Source organism: Limnobacter sp. (assembly GCF_964228395.1).
Lineage (GTDB): Bacteria > Pseudomonadota > Gammaproteobacteria > Burkholderiales > Burkholderiaceae_B > Limnobacter.
The window spans coordinates 23,842-39,870 of record NZ_CAXQZX010000002.1 but is presented as its reverse complement, the minus strand read 5'-3'; the positions used below and the strand labels follow the sequence as shown (position 1 = coordinate 39,870).

The following is a 16,029-nucleotide window of genomic DNA, read 5'->3' as shown; positions in this document are numbered from 1 at the left end:
GTCCATCGCTTCAATTTTGGATTTGACGAAGTATTCGACCGCTTTCACGTCATGGTTGGTGGTGGCCTCAAACTCTTTGATGCGCTGGGCATCGGCCTCCGAAAAATCGGCTTTGATCGACTCGAGCTTTTGCAAGGCCTGTGTTGAAAAGGCAGGCAGCTCGGCAAAACCAGCGTTGGCCAAGGCCTTTAGCCACTCAATTTCAACAATCACGCGGTGGTGCATAAACCCAGCCTCTGACAGCAAAGGCCGCAGGCTGGCCACTTTGGACTGGTAGCGCCCATCGAGCGGGCTGAGGGCATTCAAGGCGGTGAGCTGGTCGTTCAGAATCATGGTGAGGTGCAAAAGCCAATATTTTTCAAAGCCTTGCATTATAGCCGTTCCACACATGGCGCGCTTGTGGGCAAGCCGAGTATTCAGGCATATTTGGATTTGTGCTTGTTCTAAATGCAAAACTGTTAGACACTTTCAGGTCGTAAAAAACAAGACGCAATCTCATCGCCGGATTGTATTCAGGAGAACTGTGATGAAACTCGTGGGATCTACTACCAGCCCGTTTGTCCGCAAAATCCGCGTTCAGCTTCAAGAAAAAGAAATTCCATACGAATTTGTAGTCGAAAAGGTGTGGGAGCCCGACACCCGCATCGCCGAGTACAACCCCCTGGGCAAAGTGCCGTGCCTTATTCTGGATGGTGGTCAAACCGTGTTTGATTCCCTGGTGATTTCTGGCACGCTGGAATACATGATGCCCACCGTGCCGCTGTTGCCCACCAACCCAAACATGCGCGCTTTGGTGCGCACCATGGAGTCGCTTGGGCAGGGCATGTGCCAAGCCGCCGTGGATATTATTCTGGAAAAGAAATTTCACGAAGGCGACAAAGTGAGCCAGCCGTGGATTGACCGCCAAACCCAAAAAATCCACAACGGTCTGGCTTGGGTCACGCACCGCATTAAAACCACCCCGGGCTTTTACCTCACCGAGCAATTCAGCCTGGCTGACATCACCGTGGGCTGTGCTTTGTTTTACCTCGACTTCCGCATGCCCGAGCTGAATTGGCGCGAGATGTACCCTGAGTTGAACGACTACTCAGAGCGCCTGGCCTGCCGCCCCAGCTTCGAAGACACCAAGCCTGACTGAAGGCTCCAAACCAAACGCTTCGCTGCTGGCTGCGTCCCAGTACCGCTCGAACAGTGGCCCTGGGCGCTGACCCTCCAGCAGCTCCCCCGGTTTTGCAAAGTGGTAAATTTCTGATAGCAGTGCCACTGTTTGGTCGCCCATTCGGCGTGAGACATGGCATGGTTTGAGTTGTGTTGGGTGTTGCAAGCCTGCGGCGCCCAACAGCTCCCCGAGCGCTTTTAAGGTGTTGCGGTGAAAGTTGTGTACACGCTCGGCCTTGGTTTCGGGCACCAGCGCCTTTTGACGTTTTGCGTCTTGCGTGGCCACCCCAGTGGGGCATGCCCCTGTGTGACACGATTGGGCCATGATGCAGCCCAGGGCAAACATAAAGCCGCGTGCACTGTTGCACATGTCGGCGCCCATGGCGCAAATTTTTGCGATGTCAAAGGCTGAAATAATTTTGCCCGAGGCGATTAAGCGAATTTCTTCGCGTATGCCCAAGCCATTTAAGGTGTTGTGCACCAGCAGCAGCCCATCCAGCAGGGGGTAGCCCATGTGGTCTGCAAATTCTACTGGCGCGGCGCCCGTGCCCCCTTCGCTGCCATCAATCACAATAAAGTCGGGCTTGATGCCGGTGTCCATCATGGCTTTGGCCATGGCAAACCATTCCCAGGCGTGGCCGATACACAGCTTAAAGCCGACCGGTTTGCCTTGGCTTAGCTTTCGCAGTTGCGCGATGAATTGCATCAATTCAATTGGGGTGGTGAAGGCGCTGTGCGCAGCCGGTGATACGCAGTCTTGCCCCTGGGGTACGCCGCGTGCCTCGGCAATTTCGGCGCTGACCTTGGAGCCTGGCAATACACCGCCATGCCCGGGCTTTGCGCCTTGCGACAGTTTGATTTCGATCATCTTGATTTGCGGCAGGCTGGCCTGCCGTTCAAACTTTTCGGCATCAAAACCCCCTTGCGCATTGCGACATCCAAAGTAACCACTGCCGATTTCCCATATCAGGTCGCCGCCGTGTTCCTTGTGGTATTTGGACACGGACCCTTCACCTGTGTCGTGGGCAAAATGCCCCATGCGCGCGCCTTGGTTGAGCGCCAAAATGGCGTTGGCTGACAAAGCCCCAAAACTCATGGCCGAAATATTGAAAATCGAGGCCAGGTAGGGCTGTTTGCAATCCGCGCCGCCCACCAGCACCCGAAAATCCGAGTCGGTGACATGGCGGGGCACCGTGGCATGGTTTAACCATTCGGCGCCCGATTCATACAGGTTGGCTTGTGTGCCAAAAGCACGTTTGTCGATGACGGATTTGGCCCGCTGGTAGACCAATGAACGTTGGTTGCGCGAAAAAGGCTCGGCGTCTGTGTTGGATTCGAAAAAATACTGGCGAATTTCTGGGCGAATAAATTCAAGAAAAAACCGCAAATTGCCAAGAATGGGGTAATTGCGGCGTATGGATTGGTGCTTTTGCATCACGTCCACCAGGCCCAGCACACCCAAGGCCAAAAACACCAGTGCAAAGCCCCAGCCCTGAAACAGCCCCAGCAGGCTACCCGCCAGTGCACCCAGGCCCAGCAACCAGCTGGCATACAAGGCGAACATGCGCCCCAAGGGGCTAACAGGCCAGGCCCTGAAGGCGTGGTTTCGCCGTTTGGGCGCCCGCCCCTGTAGTGAAGAATTGGCCACGCTGCAGTCTCCCTGTTTTGGATATGCCACCGGTGCAGCTTAGCACCATGGGCCAGCCCATGTGGGGTAAAACAAGCGGGGTTTATTGCAGCAGCTTAAGCCTTGATCAAGCGATTACACCGCCACCCAGGCATACCTCGCCTTGGTAGAGCACGGCGCTTTGGCCGGGGGTAACAGCAAACTGGCTGTGGGCAAAGTTCAATTCAAAGGTGTCGCCTTGTGCTGCAAAGGTGCAGGGAGCGTCCTCTTGCCGATAGCGGGCCTTGCAGGCCAACTCGGAAGTGCTTGGTGCCTGCCCTGCGATGTAGTGCGCTTGCTCGGCGCGCAGGGTGTGTTGGTGCAGCCAGGGGTGGTCGTGGCCCTGCACCACATACAGGGTGTTGTTTTGCAGGTCTTTGCGGGCCACAAACCAAGGTTCGCCGTTGCCATCTTTTTGGCCGCCAATGCCAATGCCCTTGCGCTGCCCCAAGGTGTAAAAGCTCAGACCCACGTGTTCGCCCACGTGCTGCCCTTGGTCGTTCAGAATGGGGCCTGGGGCGGTGGGCAGGTAGCGGTTCAAAAATTCCCGGAAAGGCCGTTCGCCGATAAAACAAATGCCCGTGGAGTCTTTTTTGGTGGCGTTGGCCAAGCCCAGGCTTTGGGCAATTTTTCGGACCTCTGTTTTGTGTATTTCACCCAAAGGGAACAGGGTTTTGCTGAGCTGCGCCTGGTTGAGGCGGTGCAAAAAGTACGATTGGTCTTTGCTGGCGTCGATGGCTTTGAGCAACTGAAATTCGCCGTTGATTTCGCGCACGCGGGCGTAGTGCCCGGTTGCGATGTAATCTGCCCCAAGGCTGTACGCATGGTCCAGGAAGGCTTTGAACTTGATCTCACTGTTGCAAAGAATGTCCGGGTTGGGCGTGCGGCCTGCCGAATATTCACTTAAAAACACAGAGAACACCCGGTCTTTGTATTCGGCGGCAAAGTTGACCGCTTCAATGTCTACGCCAACCACGTCGGCCACACTGGCGGCGTCCAGCCAGTCTTGCCGGCTCGAGCAGTACTCAGAGTCGTCATCGTCTTCCCAGTTTTTCATGAAAAGACCAATCACCTTGTAGCCCTGCTGCTTTAGCAGCCAAGCCGACACGGAAGAATCAACGCCACCGGACATGCCGATGACCACGGTTTTACTCATGGCAATGCTCTTTGGGGTGGGTTCAGGACACGCCGGGAGGCAGTGGGCCTTTCAACACACTCTCGTGGGTATACACATGCTCAAGGGGCATGATGGGCTGTTTGCCCGCTTTCCAGTTGAGGAAATCTTCTACGCAGCGCAACACCAAAGGGCTGCGGTGCTGGCTTTGGCTGGCTCTAAGTTCTTCGGGGCTCATCCACAGGGTTCGAATGATGCCTTCATCGAGGGCGCGGTCTGTGTGGTGCTTGATGGCGCTGGCTGCAAAGGCAAATCGAAGGTAGGTGACGTCTTCCCCGGTGCGCGAGCTTGTGTAGCGGCTCAGGTAGATGCCAAGCAAGCCCAAGGGCTTCACCTCCCAGGCTGATTCTTCCAGCGCTTCGCGCGCAGCACCATGGGCAGGCGTTTCACCGGGGTCAAGGTGGCCTGCGGGCTGGTTCAGTTTGATGCCGTCGGTGGTGTGCTCTTCTACGATCAGGAACTTGCCCTGATGCTCCACAATGGCGGCAACGGTAACGCTGGGTTTCCAGACTTCTGACATGGCAAAAGGCTTGCTTTAACGGCCAAAACGGCGACCGGTCTGCGCGTGGCAATTAAAAAAACACGTTAGAATAGCAGGGTTAAGGTGCTTGTGCTTGTTTTTAAGCGCAGTTAAACGGGAAGCAGGTTCAATGCCTGCGCTGCCCCCGCAACGGTAAGTGAGTGCGGGTGTGTCATTTTGCCACTGGTTGTCAGGCCGCAAGGCCGCTGGGAAGGCGACACATCAAGACTTGCAAGCCCGGATACCGGCCTTGACCGTTTTGCCTGAGCAATCCCATTTCAGGCGGGGCGACTGGTGCTGCGGGGAGGCAGTGCGCAGGCGGCTGTGTGGGGTTTTAAATACACATCTATGAATTGGCGTCCGCGGGCTGTTGGCCTGGGTGGTGCTTCTTTGTGTTCGTCTGTTCTTTGTCTTCCTCAGTGGATTGATTGCTGCACGGTGGGTGCAGTTTATTCCTCAAGGTCAAAATTCATGTTGAAGCAATTAAGTAAACAGGCGGCACTGTGCTCCACAGCAGCGCTCTCAATCGTTTTGGTGTCCACTCAAACTCAGGCCGAAGTGCTTGGTCCCAAAGAGGTGGTGGTCACGGCAAACCGATTTGAACGGTCTTTAAAAGACGTGCACGCTGACGTCACGGTGATCGATGCTCAAGAAATCAAGCGCTCAGGTGCAAGCAATATCACCGATCTCATCAAGCGCTTGCCCGGCATTCAATATTCAAGCAATGGCGGGGGGCAGCAAACCGCCACCCTGTTCATTCGTGGTGCAGAAAGCAAGCACTCCCTGTTTTTGGTGGATGGGCAGCGCATTGGGCCCTTGGATGGGTTTTCGCAATTCCAGTTCCAGCACATTCCGCTGGATCAAATCGAAAGAATCGAAATATTGCGCGGTCCTGGTTCGTCTTTGTATGGCAGTGATGCAATCGGAGGCGTGGTTCAGATCATTACCAAAAAAGCAGCGCGTAAGAGTGGTGGCGATGTGGCCCTTTCGGTGGGCAATAATCACACCCGTAAGCTGAGTACGTCGGGTACCTTGGCTGGTGAGCGCGGCGCGGTGCGCTTGGGTGTGGGCCATGAATACAGCGATGGCATCAACGCCAGCAGGGATGGCAGCGGCAAAGACGCGTATAGGGTCACTTCGGGTTCGTTCAGTGCAAATTACGATTTGACGCAAGCCACCGAATTCACAGCCAGTGCCTTGGCCACCGATGTGAACAATGAGTTTGACCCCAACCCGAATTTTAACCGCAACAACCAAACGGTTTTAAATGCGGGCCTAAAGCATCAATGGCGCAGTGGCGCAGAATCCTCGCTGCGCTTGGGTAGTTCCACTGAAGAACTGGAATTTCCCTCCTTTGCTTTTGGTACCCGCACTTTTCAAAATCAGTTGTCGCTAGAGCACCGTTTTGCTGCGCTCGGTGGTGTGATGTTGCTCGGGTATGAGTACTTGGATCAACGTTTCAAGCAGACGACCAACTTTCCACCCCCCGCAGGTGCCCCCAATGTGGACAACACCCAGGTCAACAGTGGTTTGTTAAGCTACACCACGGCGGTGGGCGAATACAGTGTTCAGGGCAATCTGAGGTTTGATGCCAATTCCAACTATCGGGATGTCACCACCGGGCAAGTCTCTGTGAGCAAGGCCATCACTGACTCGGTGAAAGTTGGTGCATTGGCGGGCACTGGTTTTAAGCGCCCAAACTTCAGTCAGATTTCTGGTTTTGTGAACCCATTTGCGGCAGGTTTTTCGGGAGTAAATCCAGCTGTGCTAAATACTGGGCTCAAACCGGAGCAAAGCGAAAATTATGAGTTGTTTGCAACCCTGGACAGTGCCTATGGGTATTCCCGGTTGTCTGTGTTTCAAAACCTCGTTGAGGATTTGATTGTGGGCAGCACCATTTCTGCGGGCAATACCCGCTTTAGCAACGAACCTGGCGAGGCAAAAATCGAAGGCATCACCTTGTCGCACGAGGGGCAATTCAAACAATTGAGCTGGGGCGGGGCCTTGGATGTTTTGTCGCCAAAAAATGCGCGTGGTGAGCGTCTTGCGCGGCGTGCTGGGCGTTCTGCAAAGTTGTACGGCAATTATGAGTTTGGCGATGGCTGGACTGCGGGGGCTGAACTGTTGGCCATCGGGCCGAGGGACGACATTGTTTTTCCGAGCAGGCGCGTGCAACTGGGGGGTTATGGCTTGATCAACGCGGTCATTGGATTTGAAATGGATGCGCGCAACGCCTTCACCTTCCGGGTGGACAACCTCACCGGCAAAGATTACGAAATTGCGCGTGGGTTTGGTGTGGCCAAGCAAGATGTGCTGTTGACGTACAAACATCAATTTTAAAGAGCGTTCATGTTGATGCGTCTGGCCTTTGGTTTAATTTTGGCGCTGCTCGCCCCTGCGAGCTTTGCATCCCCCTGCGTCCAGGACGACACCGGCCAAGCGGTTTGCATGGCCAGCTCAGCCCCACCCAGTCGAGTGTTGAGCTTGTCCCCCCACCTCACAGAAATTGTGGCCCAGGTGGGTGGGCAGGCCCAGTTGGTGGCGGTGGACGATTCAAGCAACTACCCGGCTGCTGTGCAAAGCTTGCCCAAGATCAAGCAGCCTTGGTTGGTGGGCACCGAGGCCCTGCTGACCTACAAGCCCGATTTGGTCTTGGTTTGGCAGTCTGGCATTGCCCAAAGCACCGTGCGGCAACTGCGCGCAGCGGGGGTGCCCGTGTATGTCAGTGAACCCCAATCGGTAGAAGGTGTTGGCAAAGCCATGATGGATGTGGCCCAGTTGCTGGGGCAAAAGCAACATGCGGTCGATGGCATTCATCAATGGCAGCAAGGCATGGCGAGCTTGAAGGCCGAGTACGCTGTAAAACCCACTGTGTCGGTGTTTTACCAAGTGTGGCCCCAGCCGCTGATGACGCTGGGGGGGCAGCATTTGGTGAGCGAGGTCATTTCGCTGTGCGGTGGGCGCAATGTGTTCGATGAACAAACAGGGTTGGCCCCCACGGTCACCCTGGAGGCAGTGCTAAACCGCAAGCCACAGGTGTTGTTGGCCAGTGGCCCTGCCGGCACCCTGCAAGCCTTGCGCAGCCAGTGGTCCAAATGGACCGCATTGCCAGCAGTTCGGCAGCAACACATCTACACCATAGAACCCGATATTTTGGTTCGACAGGGGCCCCGCATTTTGATTGCGGCAAAACAGGTGTGCAAGGTGCTGGACCAGGCCCGACCCAAGCCATGAGCAAAGGCTTGGGTTGTGGTTTTCCCGTAGTTTGGCGATACTCCCGTGTTATAGTCCGCACCAGCAATCTATTTGCAGGACATGGGCTGATAATGGGCCCAAACCCCCTTAGACATCAAGAATAAGCGCTTTCCCACAAGGAGAAGTTCCATGAAAATCGGAATCCCGGCCGAGACCAGGTCCGGAGAAACGCGTGTTGCAGCCACACCCGAGACGGTGAAAAAGCTGATTGCCCAAAAGCACGAAGTGTTTGTTCAGGCAGGCGCTGGCGTAGCCAGTTCCATTCCCGACCAGGCCTTTGCCGACGTGGGTGCAAAAATTGTAGACCGCGCCATGGACGTGATCGCCCAGTGCGACATGATCCTCAAAGTACGAGCCCCCGCAGAAAACGAACTCTCGGCCTACCGCTCTGGCCAGGTGGTGGTGGGTATGCTCAACCCCTTTGACAACGCAGGCCTGGAAGCCATGAACAAGGCCGGTCTTACTGCGTTTGCGCTGGAGGCTGCACCCCGAACCACGCGTGCACAAAGCATGGACGTGTTGTCCTCGCAAGCCAACATTGCAGGCTACAAGGCCGTGATGATCGCTGCCAATGTGTACCAGCGGTTTATGCCCATGCTCATGACCGCAGCCGGCACGGTGAAGGCTGCGCGTGTTCTTATTCTTGGCGTGGGTGTTGCAGGCCTGCAGGCCATTGCCACGGCCAAGCGCTTGGGCGCAGTGATTGAAGCGTCGGATGTACGCCCAGCCACCAAAGAGCAAGTGGAGTCCTTGGGTGCCAAGTTTGTGGATGTGCCCTTTGAAACCGATGAGGAGCGAGAAATCGCGCAGGGTGTGGGGGGGTATGCCCGCCCCATGCCTGAGGCCTGGATGAAACGCCAAGCCGCCGCTGTGCATGAAAAGGCCATCAAGAGCGACATCGTGATCACCACGGCGCTGATCCCCGGCCGCAAGGCCCCCACGTTGTTGCACGAAGACACCGTGCGTGCCATGAAGCCGGGCTCCGTGGTCATCGACCTCGCGGTGGAGCAGGGCGGTAACTGCCCCTTGTCCAAGTTGAACGAAATTGTGGACGTGAACGGCGTAAAAATCGTGGGCTATGCCAACTTGCCGGCCATGGTGGCTGCCGACGCGTCAGCCCTCTATGCACGCAACGTGATCGATTTCTTAAAGCTGGTCTTCGACAAGGAAGGCGCTTTCAAGATCGACCTGGAAGACGACATTGTGGCCGCCTGCCTGATGTGCACTGGCGGTGAACTAAAACGCAAAAACGCTTGAGGAGGCACAGTCATGGATGCCATCAGCCCTACCGTTGTTAACCTGATTATTTTTGTTCTGGCCATTTACGTGGGTTACCACGTGGTTTGGAACGTCACCCCAGCGCTGCACACACCACTCATGGCTGTGACCAACGCGATTTCTGCCATTGTGATTGTGGGCGCCATGCTGGCGGCAGCACTCACCGTGACTCCCTTGGGCAAGGCCATGGGCACGTTGGCTGTGGCCTTGGCCGCAGTCAACGTGTTTGGCGGGTTTTTGGTGACCCGTCGCATGCTTGAAATGTTCAAGAAAAAGCAGAAGTAAACAACAGCGATCTGGAGAACCGTTATGCAACTTAGTTTCGATATGGTGACGCTGTTGTACCTTGTGGCGTCAGTCTGTTTTATTCAGGCCCTTAAAGGGCTGTCACACCCCACCACGTCCCGCATGGGCAACACCTTCGGCATGGTGGGCATGGCCATTGCCATCTTGACCACCATTGCGCTTATTTTCAAGCTGGCTGGCGAGTCTGCTGCCGCCGGTATGGGGTATGTGTTGGCGGGTCTGGTGATTGGTGGTGGCGCGGGTGCCATCATGGCCAAGCGCGTAGAAATGACCAAAATGCCCGAGCTGGTCGCTTTCATGCACAGCATGATAGGTTTGGCCGCCGTGGCCATTGCCGTGGCCGCGGTGGCTGAGCCTGCTGCCTTTGGTATTGTGGCGGCGGGTCAAACCTCAATCCCTTTGGGCAACAAAATTGAGCTGTTCATTGGAACCTTCGTGGGCGCCATCACCTTCTCGGGCTCTGTGATTGCCTTTGGCAAGTTGAGCGGTAAATACAAGTTCCGCCTGTTCCAAGGGGCCCCTGTGCGCTTTGCCGGGCAGCACGCCTTGAACGCGGTGCTGGGCATTGTGATGATTGGCTGCGGCATTTGGTTTGCCATCACCCAAGACTGGACCCCATTCATCATCATGACCGTGGTGGCCTTTGTATTGGGCGTGACCTTAATTATCCCGATTGGTGGTGCAGATATGCCTGTGGTGGTGTCCATGCTCAACAGCTATTCGGGCTGGGCAGCCGCTGGCATTGGTTTTTCTCTGAACAACAGCATGTTGATCGTGGCCGGTTCGCTGGTGGGTTCTTCGGGTGCCATTCTGAGTTACATCATGTGCAAGGCGATGAACCGCAGCTTCTTCAACGTGATTTTGGGTGGCTTTGGTGGCGACTCTGAAGCCGCTGCTGCAGGCGGTGGCCAGCAGCGCACGGTCAAGAGCGGCTCTGCCGACGATGTGGCCTTTCTGCTGACCAACGCCGAAACCGTGACCATTGTGCCCGGTTACGGTTTGGCCGTGGCCCGCGCGCAGCACGCTTTGAAAGAACTGAGCGAAAAGTTGACCCACATGGGCGTGACGGTGAAGTACGCGATTCACCCCGTGGCAGGCCGCATGCCCGGCCACATGAACGTGTTGCTGGCCGAAGCCGAGGTGCCTTACGATCAGGTGTTTGAGATGGAAGACATCAACGGCGAATTTGGCCAAACCGATGTGGTGCTTGTGCTGGGTGCCAACGACGTGGTGAACCCTGCTGCCAAAACCGACCCCAAGAGCCCAATCGCAGGCATGCCCATTCTGGAAGCCTACAAGGCCAAAACCATCATTGTGAACAAGCGCTCCATGAATGCCGGTTACGCTGGTTTGGACAACGAGTTGTTCTACATGGACAAGACCATGATGGTGTTTGGTGATGCCAAGAAAGTGATTGAAGACATGGTGAAAGCGGTGGAATAAGCCCAGCGCAACCGCAGCGCCAACACAGGCCCCACTGCCGAAAGCGGTGGGGTTTTTTGTTTTAAAGCCTGGTCGACAATTCTGTGATTTGTTTGCCCAGCAGCTCGGTGCTTTCCATCGGCAAAAAATGAGTGGTGTTGGGCACACGTTCAATGCGCGCTTGGGGCAAGGCCTTTTGGATTCGAGCCTGCGCGGCTGTGGGGAAGGTTGAGCCGTGTTCTCCCGCCAAAATGGTCACTGGACAGCCGGGGTTTTTGAGCCAACGCAAGGCGTTGGGCTCGGTGTGTTGAAAGGTGAGCGCCTCCCATTGGGGAGGACAAGCCAGTTCCACATGCCCATCCGGGTTGTCAAGAAAACCGTGGGTGGTGTATGCGGCCAGCCATTCATCACTCCAGGTGGCGAAGGCTTTTTTTTGCCGATAATTGGCAAAGGCATCCTCTCGGCTTGCAAACCTGTCCTTGCGCCGCGCCGCTGCGGCCGCCAAGGGAATTTTGTGCGAAAAGCCAAACCAATGGGCCATTTGCACAAATAAACCTTGCTGGCGGCTCAGCAGCACAGGCTCGGCCAACACCAGCCCCTTGACCTTGTGGGGGCGTGCACTGGCCGCCGCCAGGCTGGTGGTTGCACCAATGGAGTGCCCGGCCAGCCACACCGGTTCAGGCTGCGCATCCAACCATTCAATCAGGTCTTGGTAATAGGTGGCCCACCCTTGAAAACCCTTGGCTTGTGCTGCCTCCCTGCTGTGGCCTTGCCCACGCATGTCCCAAGCCCACACATTAAAGTGCGGAAACAGCATGTTTAGCAGGGGCAGGTAGGTGCGGGCATTAAAACCGTTGGCATGTGCCCAATGCAGGGTGGGGGCTGTGGCGGTGTTGGGCCAATGGTAAAAACGAAGGGTGTGTTGGTCGCGGGTTTTAAACAGGTGAATTTGGTGCGTCATGGGTGGTTGGGGCGCGCAAGCCACATGGCGTCGCCGTAACTGAAGAACCTGTATTGTTGCGCAATTGCATGGCTGTAGGCCTGCATGATGCGGGTTTTGCCGGCAAAGGCAGACACCAGCATCAGGAGGGTGCTTTTGGGCAGATGGAAGTTGGTGATCAAGCAATCCACCACCTTGAAGCTGTAGCCTGGCTTGATGAATATTTGAGTGTCGCCGCCGTGCCCGGTTTGGGCGTAGGTTTGCGCGCGGGCCAAGCCCTCGAGGGTGTTCAGATTGCAGTTGGTCTCGGTGCCCCAGGCCTCCAGCGCCCTCAGGCTGGTGGTGCCCACTGCCACCACGCGCCCGCCTTGCTGCTTGCAGGCCAGCAGCTTGCTGATTACCTGGGCCGAAATGTTGTAGCGCTCTGCATGCATCACATGCTCGTCTACATTGTCGGTTTTAACCGGCAAAAAGGTGCCCGCGCCCACATGCAAGGTGAGGTTTAACACCTGCACACCTTGCTGTTGCAGCTCGGTTAACAAGCCCTCGGTAAAATGCAGGCCCGCCGTGGGCGCCGCTACAGCGCCGGGCTCGCGGGCAAAAACGGTTTGGTAGCGTTCATCATCTTGTGCGTCGGCGTCGTGGGTAATGTAGGGCGGCAAGGGCAGGCTTCCGTGTTGCTCGAGCAAATCGGGCAAGCTGATGCCACCGTCCAGCAATTCCAGTGTGTACATCATGTCGTGTTTGCTGAGCACGCGGGCACGGGCAACGCCTGCCAGTGTGATTTCGGCGCCAGGTTTGGGCGACTTGCTGGCGCGGATCATGGCGGTAAACTGCCGGTCGCTCAAAATACGCTCCAGCATCACCTCAATTTTACCGCCGCTTGCTTTGCTGCCTTGGAGGCGGGCCTTTAGCACTTTGGTGTCGTTGATCACCAGCACGTCTTTGGACGTGAGCAATTGCTTGATGCTTGCAAACTGCTTGTCTTGAAGCTCGCCTGCGGCCGGGCACACCAACAAACGCGACTCCCCCCGGTGGGTGGGTGGGTGTTGGGCAATTAAGGATTCGGGGAGTTCAAAATCGAATTCGGACAGTTTCATGGGTGCTCACATGGTGTCCTGGGGGGCTGGTGCCGAGGGCGGGAATCGAACCCGCACGATATCTCTACCACTGGATTTTGAGTCCAGCGCGTCTACCAATTCCGCCACCTCGGCAAGGTTGGCAATTATGACAAAAACCAGAATCGAAAACAACGAAGGTGGCGAAATTGGCCATTATTTTTTGATTTTTTATCCGGCCTGCCCCTGACGTGGGATTTTGCACCCCGCCACAAACGCCGATACTCAATGCAAGACCTACCCCTATTGCCCCACACCAAACATGTCTTTCAAATGGAAATGGCTGCTCACCACCTTCATGGCCCAAGTGCTGTTGGGCGGCATTTTCACGGGCATTCAATATGTGCACATGTCCAGGTATGCGCAAACCGAGATTGTTCGCATGGAGCAGGCCCTGCAGGCTGAGCTTGTTCGGGCCTTTCCCAAAGGGGGCGCCGAGGTGCCAGCGCAATTGAACTCTTTGATCCGTGACCTGTACACCCGGTATGCCGCCCAAGCGGTGTGGGCTCACCATGGCGGGGAGACGGTGGCCAGTTTGGGGCGGCCTTTGGAGCAAACTTCAAGGCTTCACCCCGCTTTAAATCTGGAAATGCCCTTGCCAGGCTCGGCGGTGGTGTTGGCTCTGCAACTGGATCCCGACCATGTGTACCGCGCTCGCGATGACATGGTGTTCTACCTTGCCGGCGTGTTTTTGTTGAGCGCAGTGGCCTGCGCGCTTATTTTGATGGGCTTAAGCAATACCCTGTTGGCCAGGCTGGAAGACCTGCGCGTGAAAGCGGCGGCCTTGCAGGCTGGGCATGTGGATTCTCGAATTGTGGTGCGGGGTCGGGATGAAATTTCTTGCCTGGGGTCTACTTTCAACAACATGGCGCAGGCCATCGAAAATCAAATGAAAGTGATGGAGTTGAACCACGCCCGATCTTTGTCTGAAAAAAATCGACTGGACCTGTTGCTTTCTGCGCTGTCCAGCGGTGTGGCCTACCTCGACCAACATTTCAATTTGCTCTATGCCAACCGCGCCTTGGCCAATATGCTGCGCTTTAACCTGCCTTTGCAAGAGCCCTTGAAGCTGGAAACCTTGCTGCTACAGGCGGGGGTGGTGCCTGAACACCGCCTGCTGTTGCGCGACATGGTCACCGATTATTTTAGCAAGCACGAGGTGCCGGTGGAGTTGGCCTTTCGCGATGGCAAGGTGTTGCAATTTCGATTTGCTGTGTATAGCGACGAAGTGCAGGGGGCCCATGCGGTGTTGATAGCCGACGATGTGAGCATTCGCAAAAACGTGGAAGATTTGCGCAACGAGGTGGAGCGCGACCCCTTGACTGGCGTGTTGAACCGCCGAGGGTTTGAGCTCACCCTCAACACCAAAATAGCGCGGCTGCTGCCGGGTGAGGCCTTGGGCTTGGTGTTCTTGGACCTGGATGGCTTTAAGGCTGTTAATGACACTTTGGGCCACAAAGCGGGCGACCAAATTTTAAAAACCTCGGCCACCTTGCTCAAAGGCGCAACCCGCAATGTGGACCAAGTGGCCCGCTTGGGGGGCGATGAGTTTGCCATCATTGTGTCGCGCTGTAATCAGCAATTGCTCACCAACATCGCCGAGCGCATCATCGAGGCGTTTGCTTGCGACAAGTTGTTGCTTCGGATTCGGCAAAACCACGGGCTTCGGGTGTCTTGCAGCATCGGTGCGGCCATGTACCCCTTGCATGGGCATTCGGTGACCGAGCTGCTGGAGCTTAGCGACGCCCAAATGTACGAGGCCAAAAAAGCGGGCAAAAATTGTTACCGCATTGCCAATACACCGGGGGCCATTGCCCAGGCCGTCAAAATTTGATTTTCTTCTTGAGTGTATCCAGCCCGGCCTGGGTGCTGGCATTGACTGACCTGCGCATTTGTTCCACTTTGTTTTTTGCTGTTTGTGTGGCGTCTTGCGTGGCCCCTTTGATTTTTTGAAATTGACCTTCACGGGCCAGTGCTTTGTTGCCTGTTAGCTCGCCAATTTTTTGTTTGGTCACGCCCATGGCCATGTTGTATTTGCCTTCGTATTTGTTGGGCATTCGTGTCTCCTGGGGCTTTGTTGATTTGTTTTTGCCCAGTGTAATCGGGGGCTGCCTGCGCTACAAATATTTTTGGCGCATCCACTCATGGAAAGCCCCACTTACCGGCAAGCAAGGCCAGCGGTTAGCCTTAGGCAAATTTTGCCTGGAGATTGTCATGAATATTGTTTGGCTAGAGAGCGAGACCCTGGCCGTGCCCCTGCCGCGGCCAGCCTGCCCACACCAGTGGACAGAGTACCCCTACACCACCAAAGAGCAACTGCACGCCCGGATTGCAGAGGCCGACATTTTGATTATCAATAAAGTAAAAATTGGCCAAGCCGAACTGGACGCAGCCCCACGCCTGAAAATGATTCAATTGGTGGCCACCGGTATGGACAATGTGGACCAGGCCGCCTGCAGGGCGCGTGGTGTGAAGGTGTCCAATGTGGTCAACTATGGCCCTGGCTCGGTGGCCGAGCATGCCATGGCTTGCATACTGCAACTGACCCGCCGAGTGCCCGAATGGCAGGCCTTGGTGCACGATGGCAGTTGGAGCGCCTCGCGGTTTTTTTGCCTGCACACCCTGCCCATGAACAGCCTGGATCAAATGACGCTGGGCATTTTGGGCAGCGGGGCCATCGGCGGCAAACTGGCCGATTTTGCCCGTGCTTTCGGCATGGCGGTGGTTCACATTGAGCGCCAAGGTGCATCCAGTGTGCGCGAAGGCTACGTCAGCTTTGAGCACGGTTTGGCCCACTGTGATGTGATCAGCCTGCATTGCCCACTCAACGACCAAACCCGCGGCCTCTTTGGCGATGAGGTGATTGCCAAAATGAAGCCAGGGGCAATTTTGGTGAACACAGCACGCGGTGCGCTGGTGCAATTTGCGGCGGTTAAAGCGGCGCTGGAGCGTGATCATCTGGGTGGCGTGGCCTTGGATGTGCTGGATGTTGAGCCACCCCCCAAAGATCACCTGATGGTGAGCTGGCAGCACCCGCGTTGCATCATCACCCCCCACATTGCTTGGGGCACCGAAAGCGCACAAAGCAATGTGGGGCGCTTGGCCATCAAGCACGTGGATGAGTTTTTGGCTGAGAACCAATAAGCCAGACAAGCCGGCTTGTTGTATGGAAGGCACAATTGCGGGGCGTCG

14 protein-coding genes, 1 tRNA gene, 1 pseudogene and 1 riboswitch are annotated in these 16,029 nt (G+C 56.0%); of the genes and pseudogenes, 8 read left to right on the top strand and 8 right to left on the bottom strand.

The window, feature by feature from the left end; genetic code table 11:
* A pseudogene (locus ACEQU8_RS00315) lies at positions 1-333 on the bottom strand (adenylosuccinate lyase); the annotation flags it as partial.
* A 193-nt stretch (positions 334-526) separates the two neighbouring features.
* On the opposite strand from ACEQU8_RS00315, the gene ACEQU8_RS00310 reads away from it, so the two are divergent.
* Positions 527-1,138, top strand: a complete 612-nt coding sequence (locus ACEQU8_RS00310; protein WP_370260664.1) for a glutathione S-transferase C-terminal domain-containing protein — start codon at positions 527-529, stop codon at positions 1,136-1,138.
* On the opposite strand, the gene ACEQU8_RS00305 is transcribed toward ACEQU8_RS00310, so the two are convergent.
* From ACEQU8_RS00305 to ACEQU8_RS00295, 3 genes are all read right to left on the bottom strand, one after another.
* Entirely contained in the window at positions 1,088-2,722 is a 1,635-nt protein-coding gene (locus ACEQU8_RS00305; protein WP_370260666.1) for an FMN-binding glutamate synthase family protein, read from the bottom strand. The two genes, ACEQU8_RS00310 and ACEQU8_RS00305, sit on opposite strands and share 51 nt — an antisense overlap.
* Positions 2,723-2,912: 190 nt before the next feature.
* Positions 2,913-3,980: a tRNA 2-thiouridine(34) synthase MnmA gene (gene mnmA, locus ACEQU8_RS00300; protein WP_370260663.1), complete on the bottom strand. Its 1,068-nt coding sequence runs from the start codon at positions 3,978-3,980 to the stop codon at positions 2,913-2,915.
* A gap of 22 nt (positions 3,981-4,002) precedes the next feature.
* Positions 4,003-4,518, bottom strand: a complete 516-nt coding sequence (locus ACEQU8_RS00295; RefSeq protein ID WP_370260661.1) for an NUDIX hydrolase — start codon at positions 4,516-4,518, stop codon at positions 4,003-4,005.
* A 65-nt stretch (positions 4,519-4,583) separates the two neighbouring features.
* Positions 4,584-4,786, top strand: a riboswitch (cobalamin riboswitch).
* 203 nt (positions 4,787-4,989) lie between these two features.
* Between ACEQU8_RS00295 and ACEQU8_RS00290 the strand changes: the two genes are divergently transcribed.
* The 5 genes from ACEQU8_RS00290 (at position 4,990) to ACEQU8_RS00270 (ending at position 10,800) form a co-directional block, all read left to right on the top strand.
* Positions 4,990-6,858, top strand: coding sequence for a TonB-dependent receptor domain-containing protein (locus tag ACEQU8_RS00290; RefSeq protein ID WP_370260660.1), 1,869 nt, complete (start codon positions 4,990-4,992; stop codon positions 6,856-6,858).
* Between the two features lie 9 nt (positions 6,859-6,867).
* A complete protein-coding gene (locus ACEQU8_RS00285; RefSeq protein WP_370260659.1) occupies positions 6,868-7,752 on the top strand; it encodes a cobalamin-binding protein in 885 nt (294 codons plus the stop codon).
* A 150-nt stretch (positions 7,753-7,902) separates the two neighbouring features.
* Positions 7,903-9,030 (top strand): Re/Si-specific NAD(P)(+) transhydrogenase subunit alpha, encoded by a 1,128-nt coding sequence (locus ACEQU8_RS00280; protein ID WP_370260658.1) that lies wholly within the window; start codon positions 7,903-7,905, stop codon positions 9,028-9,030.
* Positions 9,031-9,042: 12 nt separating this feature from the next.
* Complete coding sequence (locus tag ACEQU8_RS00275) at positions 9,043-9,336, top strand: NAD(P) transhydrogenase subunit alpha (protein WP_370260656.1); 294 nt, start codon at positions 9,043-9,045, stop codon at positions 9,334-9,336.
* 24 nt (positions 9,337-9,360) lie between these two features.
* Positions 9,361-10,800, top strand: a complete 1,440-nt coding sequence (locus tag ACEQU8_RS00270; protein WP_370260655.1) for an NAD(P)(+) transhydrogenase (Re/Si-specific) subunit beta — start codon at positions 9,361-9,363, stop codon at positions 10,798-10,800.
* Between the two features lie 61 nt (positions 10,801-10,861).
* Here ACEQU8_RS00270 and ACEQU8_RS00265 read toward each other — a convergent pair whose 3' ends face one another.
* The 3 genes from ACEQU8_RS00265 to ACEQU8_RS00255 all read right to left on the bottom strand — a co-directional run bounded on the left by ACEQU8_RS00265 (position 10,862) and on the right by ACEQU8_RS00255 (position 12,933).
* Positions 10,862-11,740, bottom strand: a complete 879-nt coding sequence (locus ACEQU8_RS00265) for an alpha/beta fold hydrolase (RefSeq protein ID WP_370260654.1) — start codon at positions 11,738-11,740, stop codon at positions 10,862-10,864.
* Complete coding sequence (gene queA / locus ACEQU8_RS00260; protein ID WP_370260652.1) at positions 11,737-12,819, bottom strand: tRNA preQ1(34) S-adenosylmethionine ribosyltransferase-isomerase QueA; 1,083 nt, start codon at positions 12,817-12,819, stop codon at positions 11,737-11,739. Before queA ends, ACEQU8_RS00265 begins: the two co-directional genes overlap by 4 nt.
* Positions 12,820-12,846: 27 nt before the next feature.
* Positions 12,847-12,933, bottom strand: a tRNA-Leu gene (locus ACEQU8_RS00255).
* Between the two features lie 166 nt (positions 12,934-13,099).
* Between ACEQU8_RS00255 and ACEQU8_RS00250 the strand changes: the two genes are divergently transcribed.
* Positions 13,100-14,671, top strand: coding sequence for a diguanylate cyclase domain-containing protein (locus ACEQU8_RS00250; RefSeq protein WP_370260651.1), 1,572 nt, complete (start codon positions 13,100-13,102; stop codon positions 14,669-14,671).
* Here the strand turns inward: ACEQU8_RS00250 and ACEQU8_RS00245 are convergent.
* Entirely contained in the window at positions 14,661-14,894 is a 234-nt protein-coding gene (locus ACEQU8_RS00245; RefSeq protein WP_370260650.1) for a CsbD family protein, read from the bottom strand. The genes ACEQU8_RS00250 and ACEQU8_RS00245 overlap by 11 nt on opposite strands.
* Positions 14,895-15,051: 157 nt before the next feature.
* Here ACEQU8_RS00245 and ACEQU8_RS00240 point away from each other — a divergent pair, with 157 nt between their 5' ends.
* Positions 15,052-15,981 carry an NAD(P)-dependent oxidoreductase gene (locus tag ACEQU8_RS00240; protein ID WP_370260648.1) on the top strand — a complete coding sequence of 310 codons (930 nt, stop codon included), beginning with the start codon at positions 15,052-15,054 and terminating at the stop codon, positions 15,979-15,981.
* Positions 15,982-16,029: the final 48 nt, after the last annotated feature.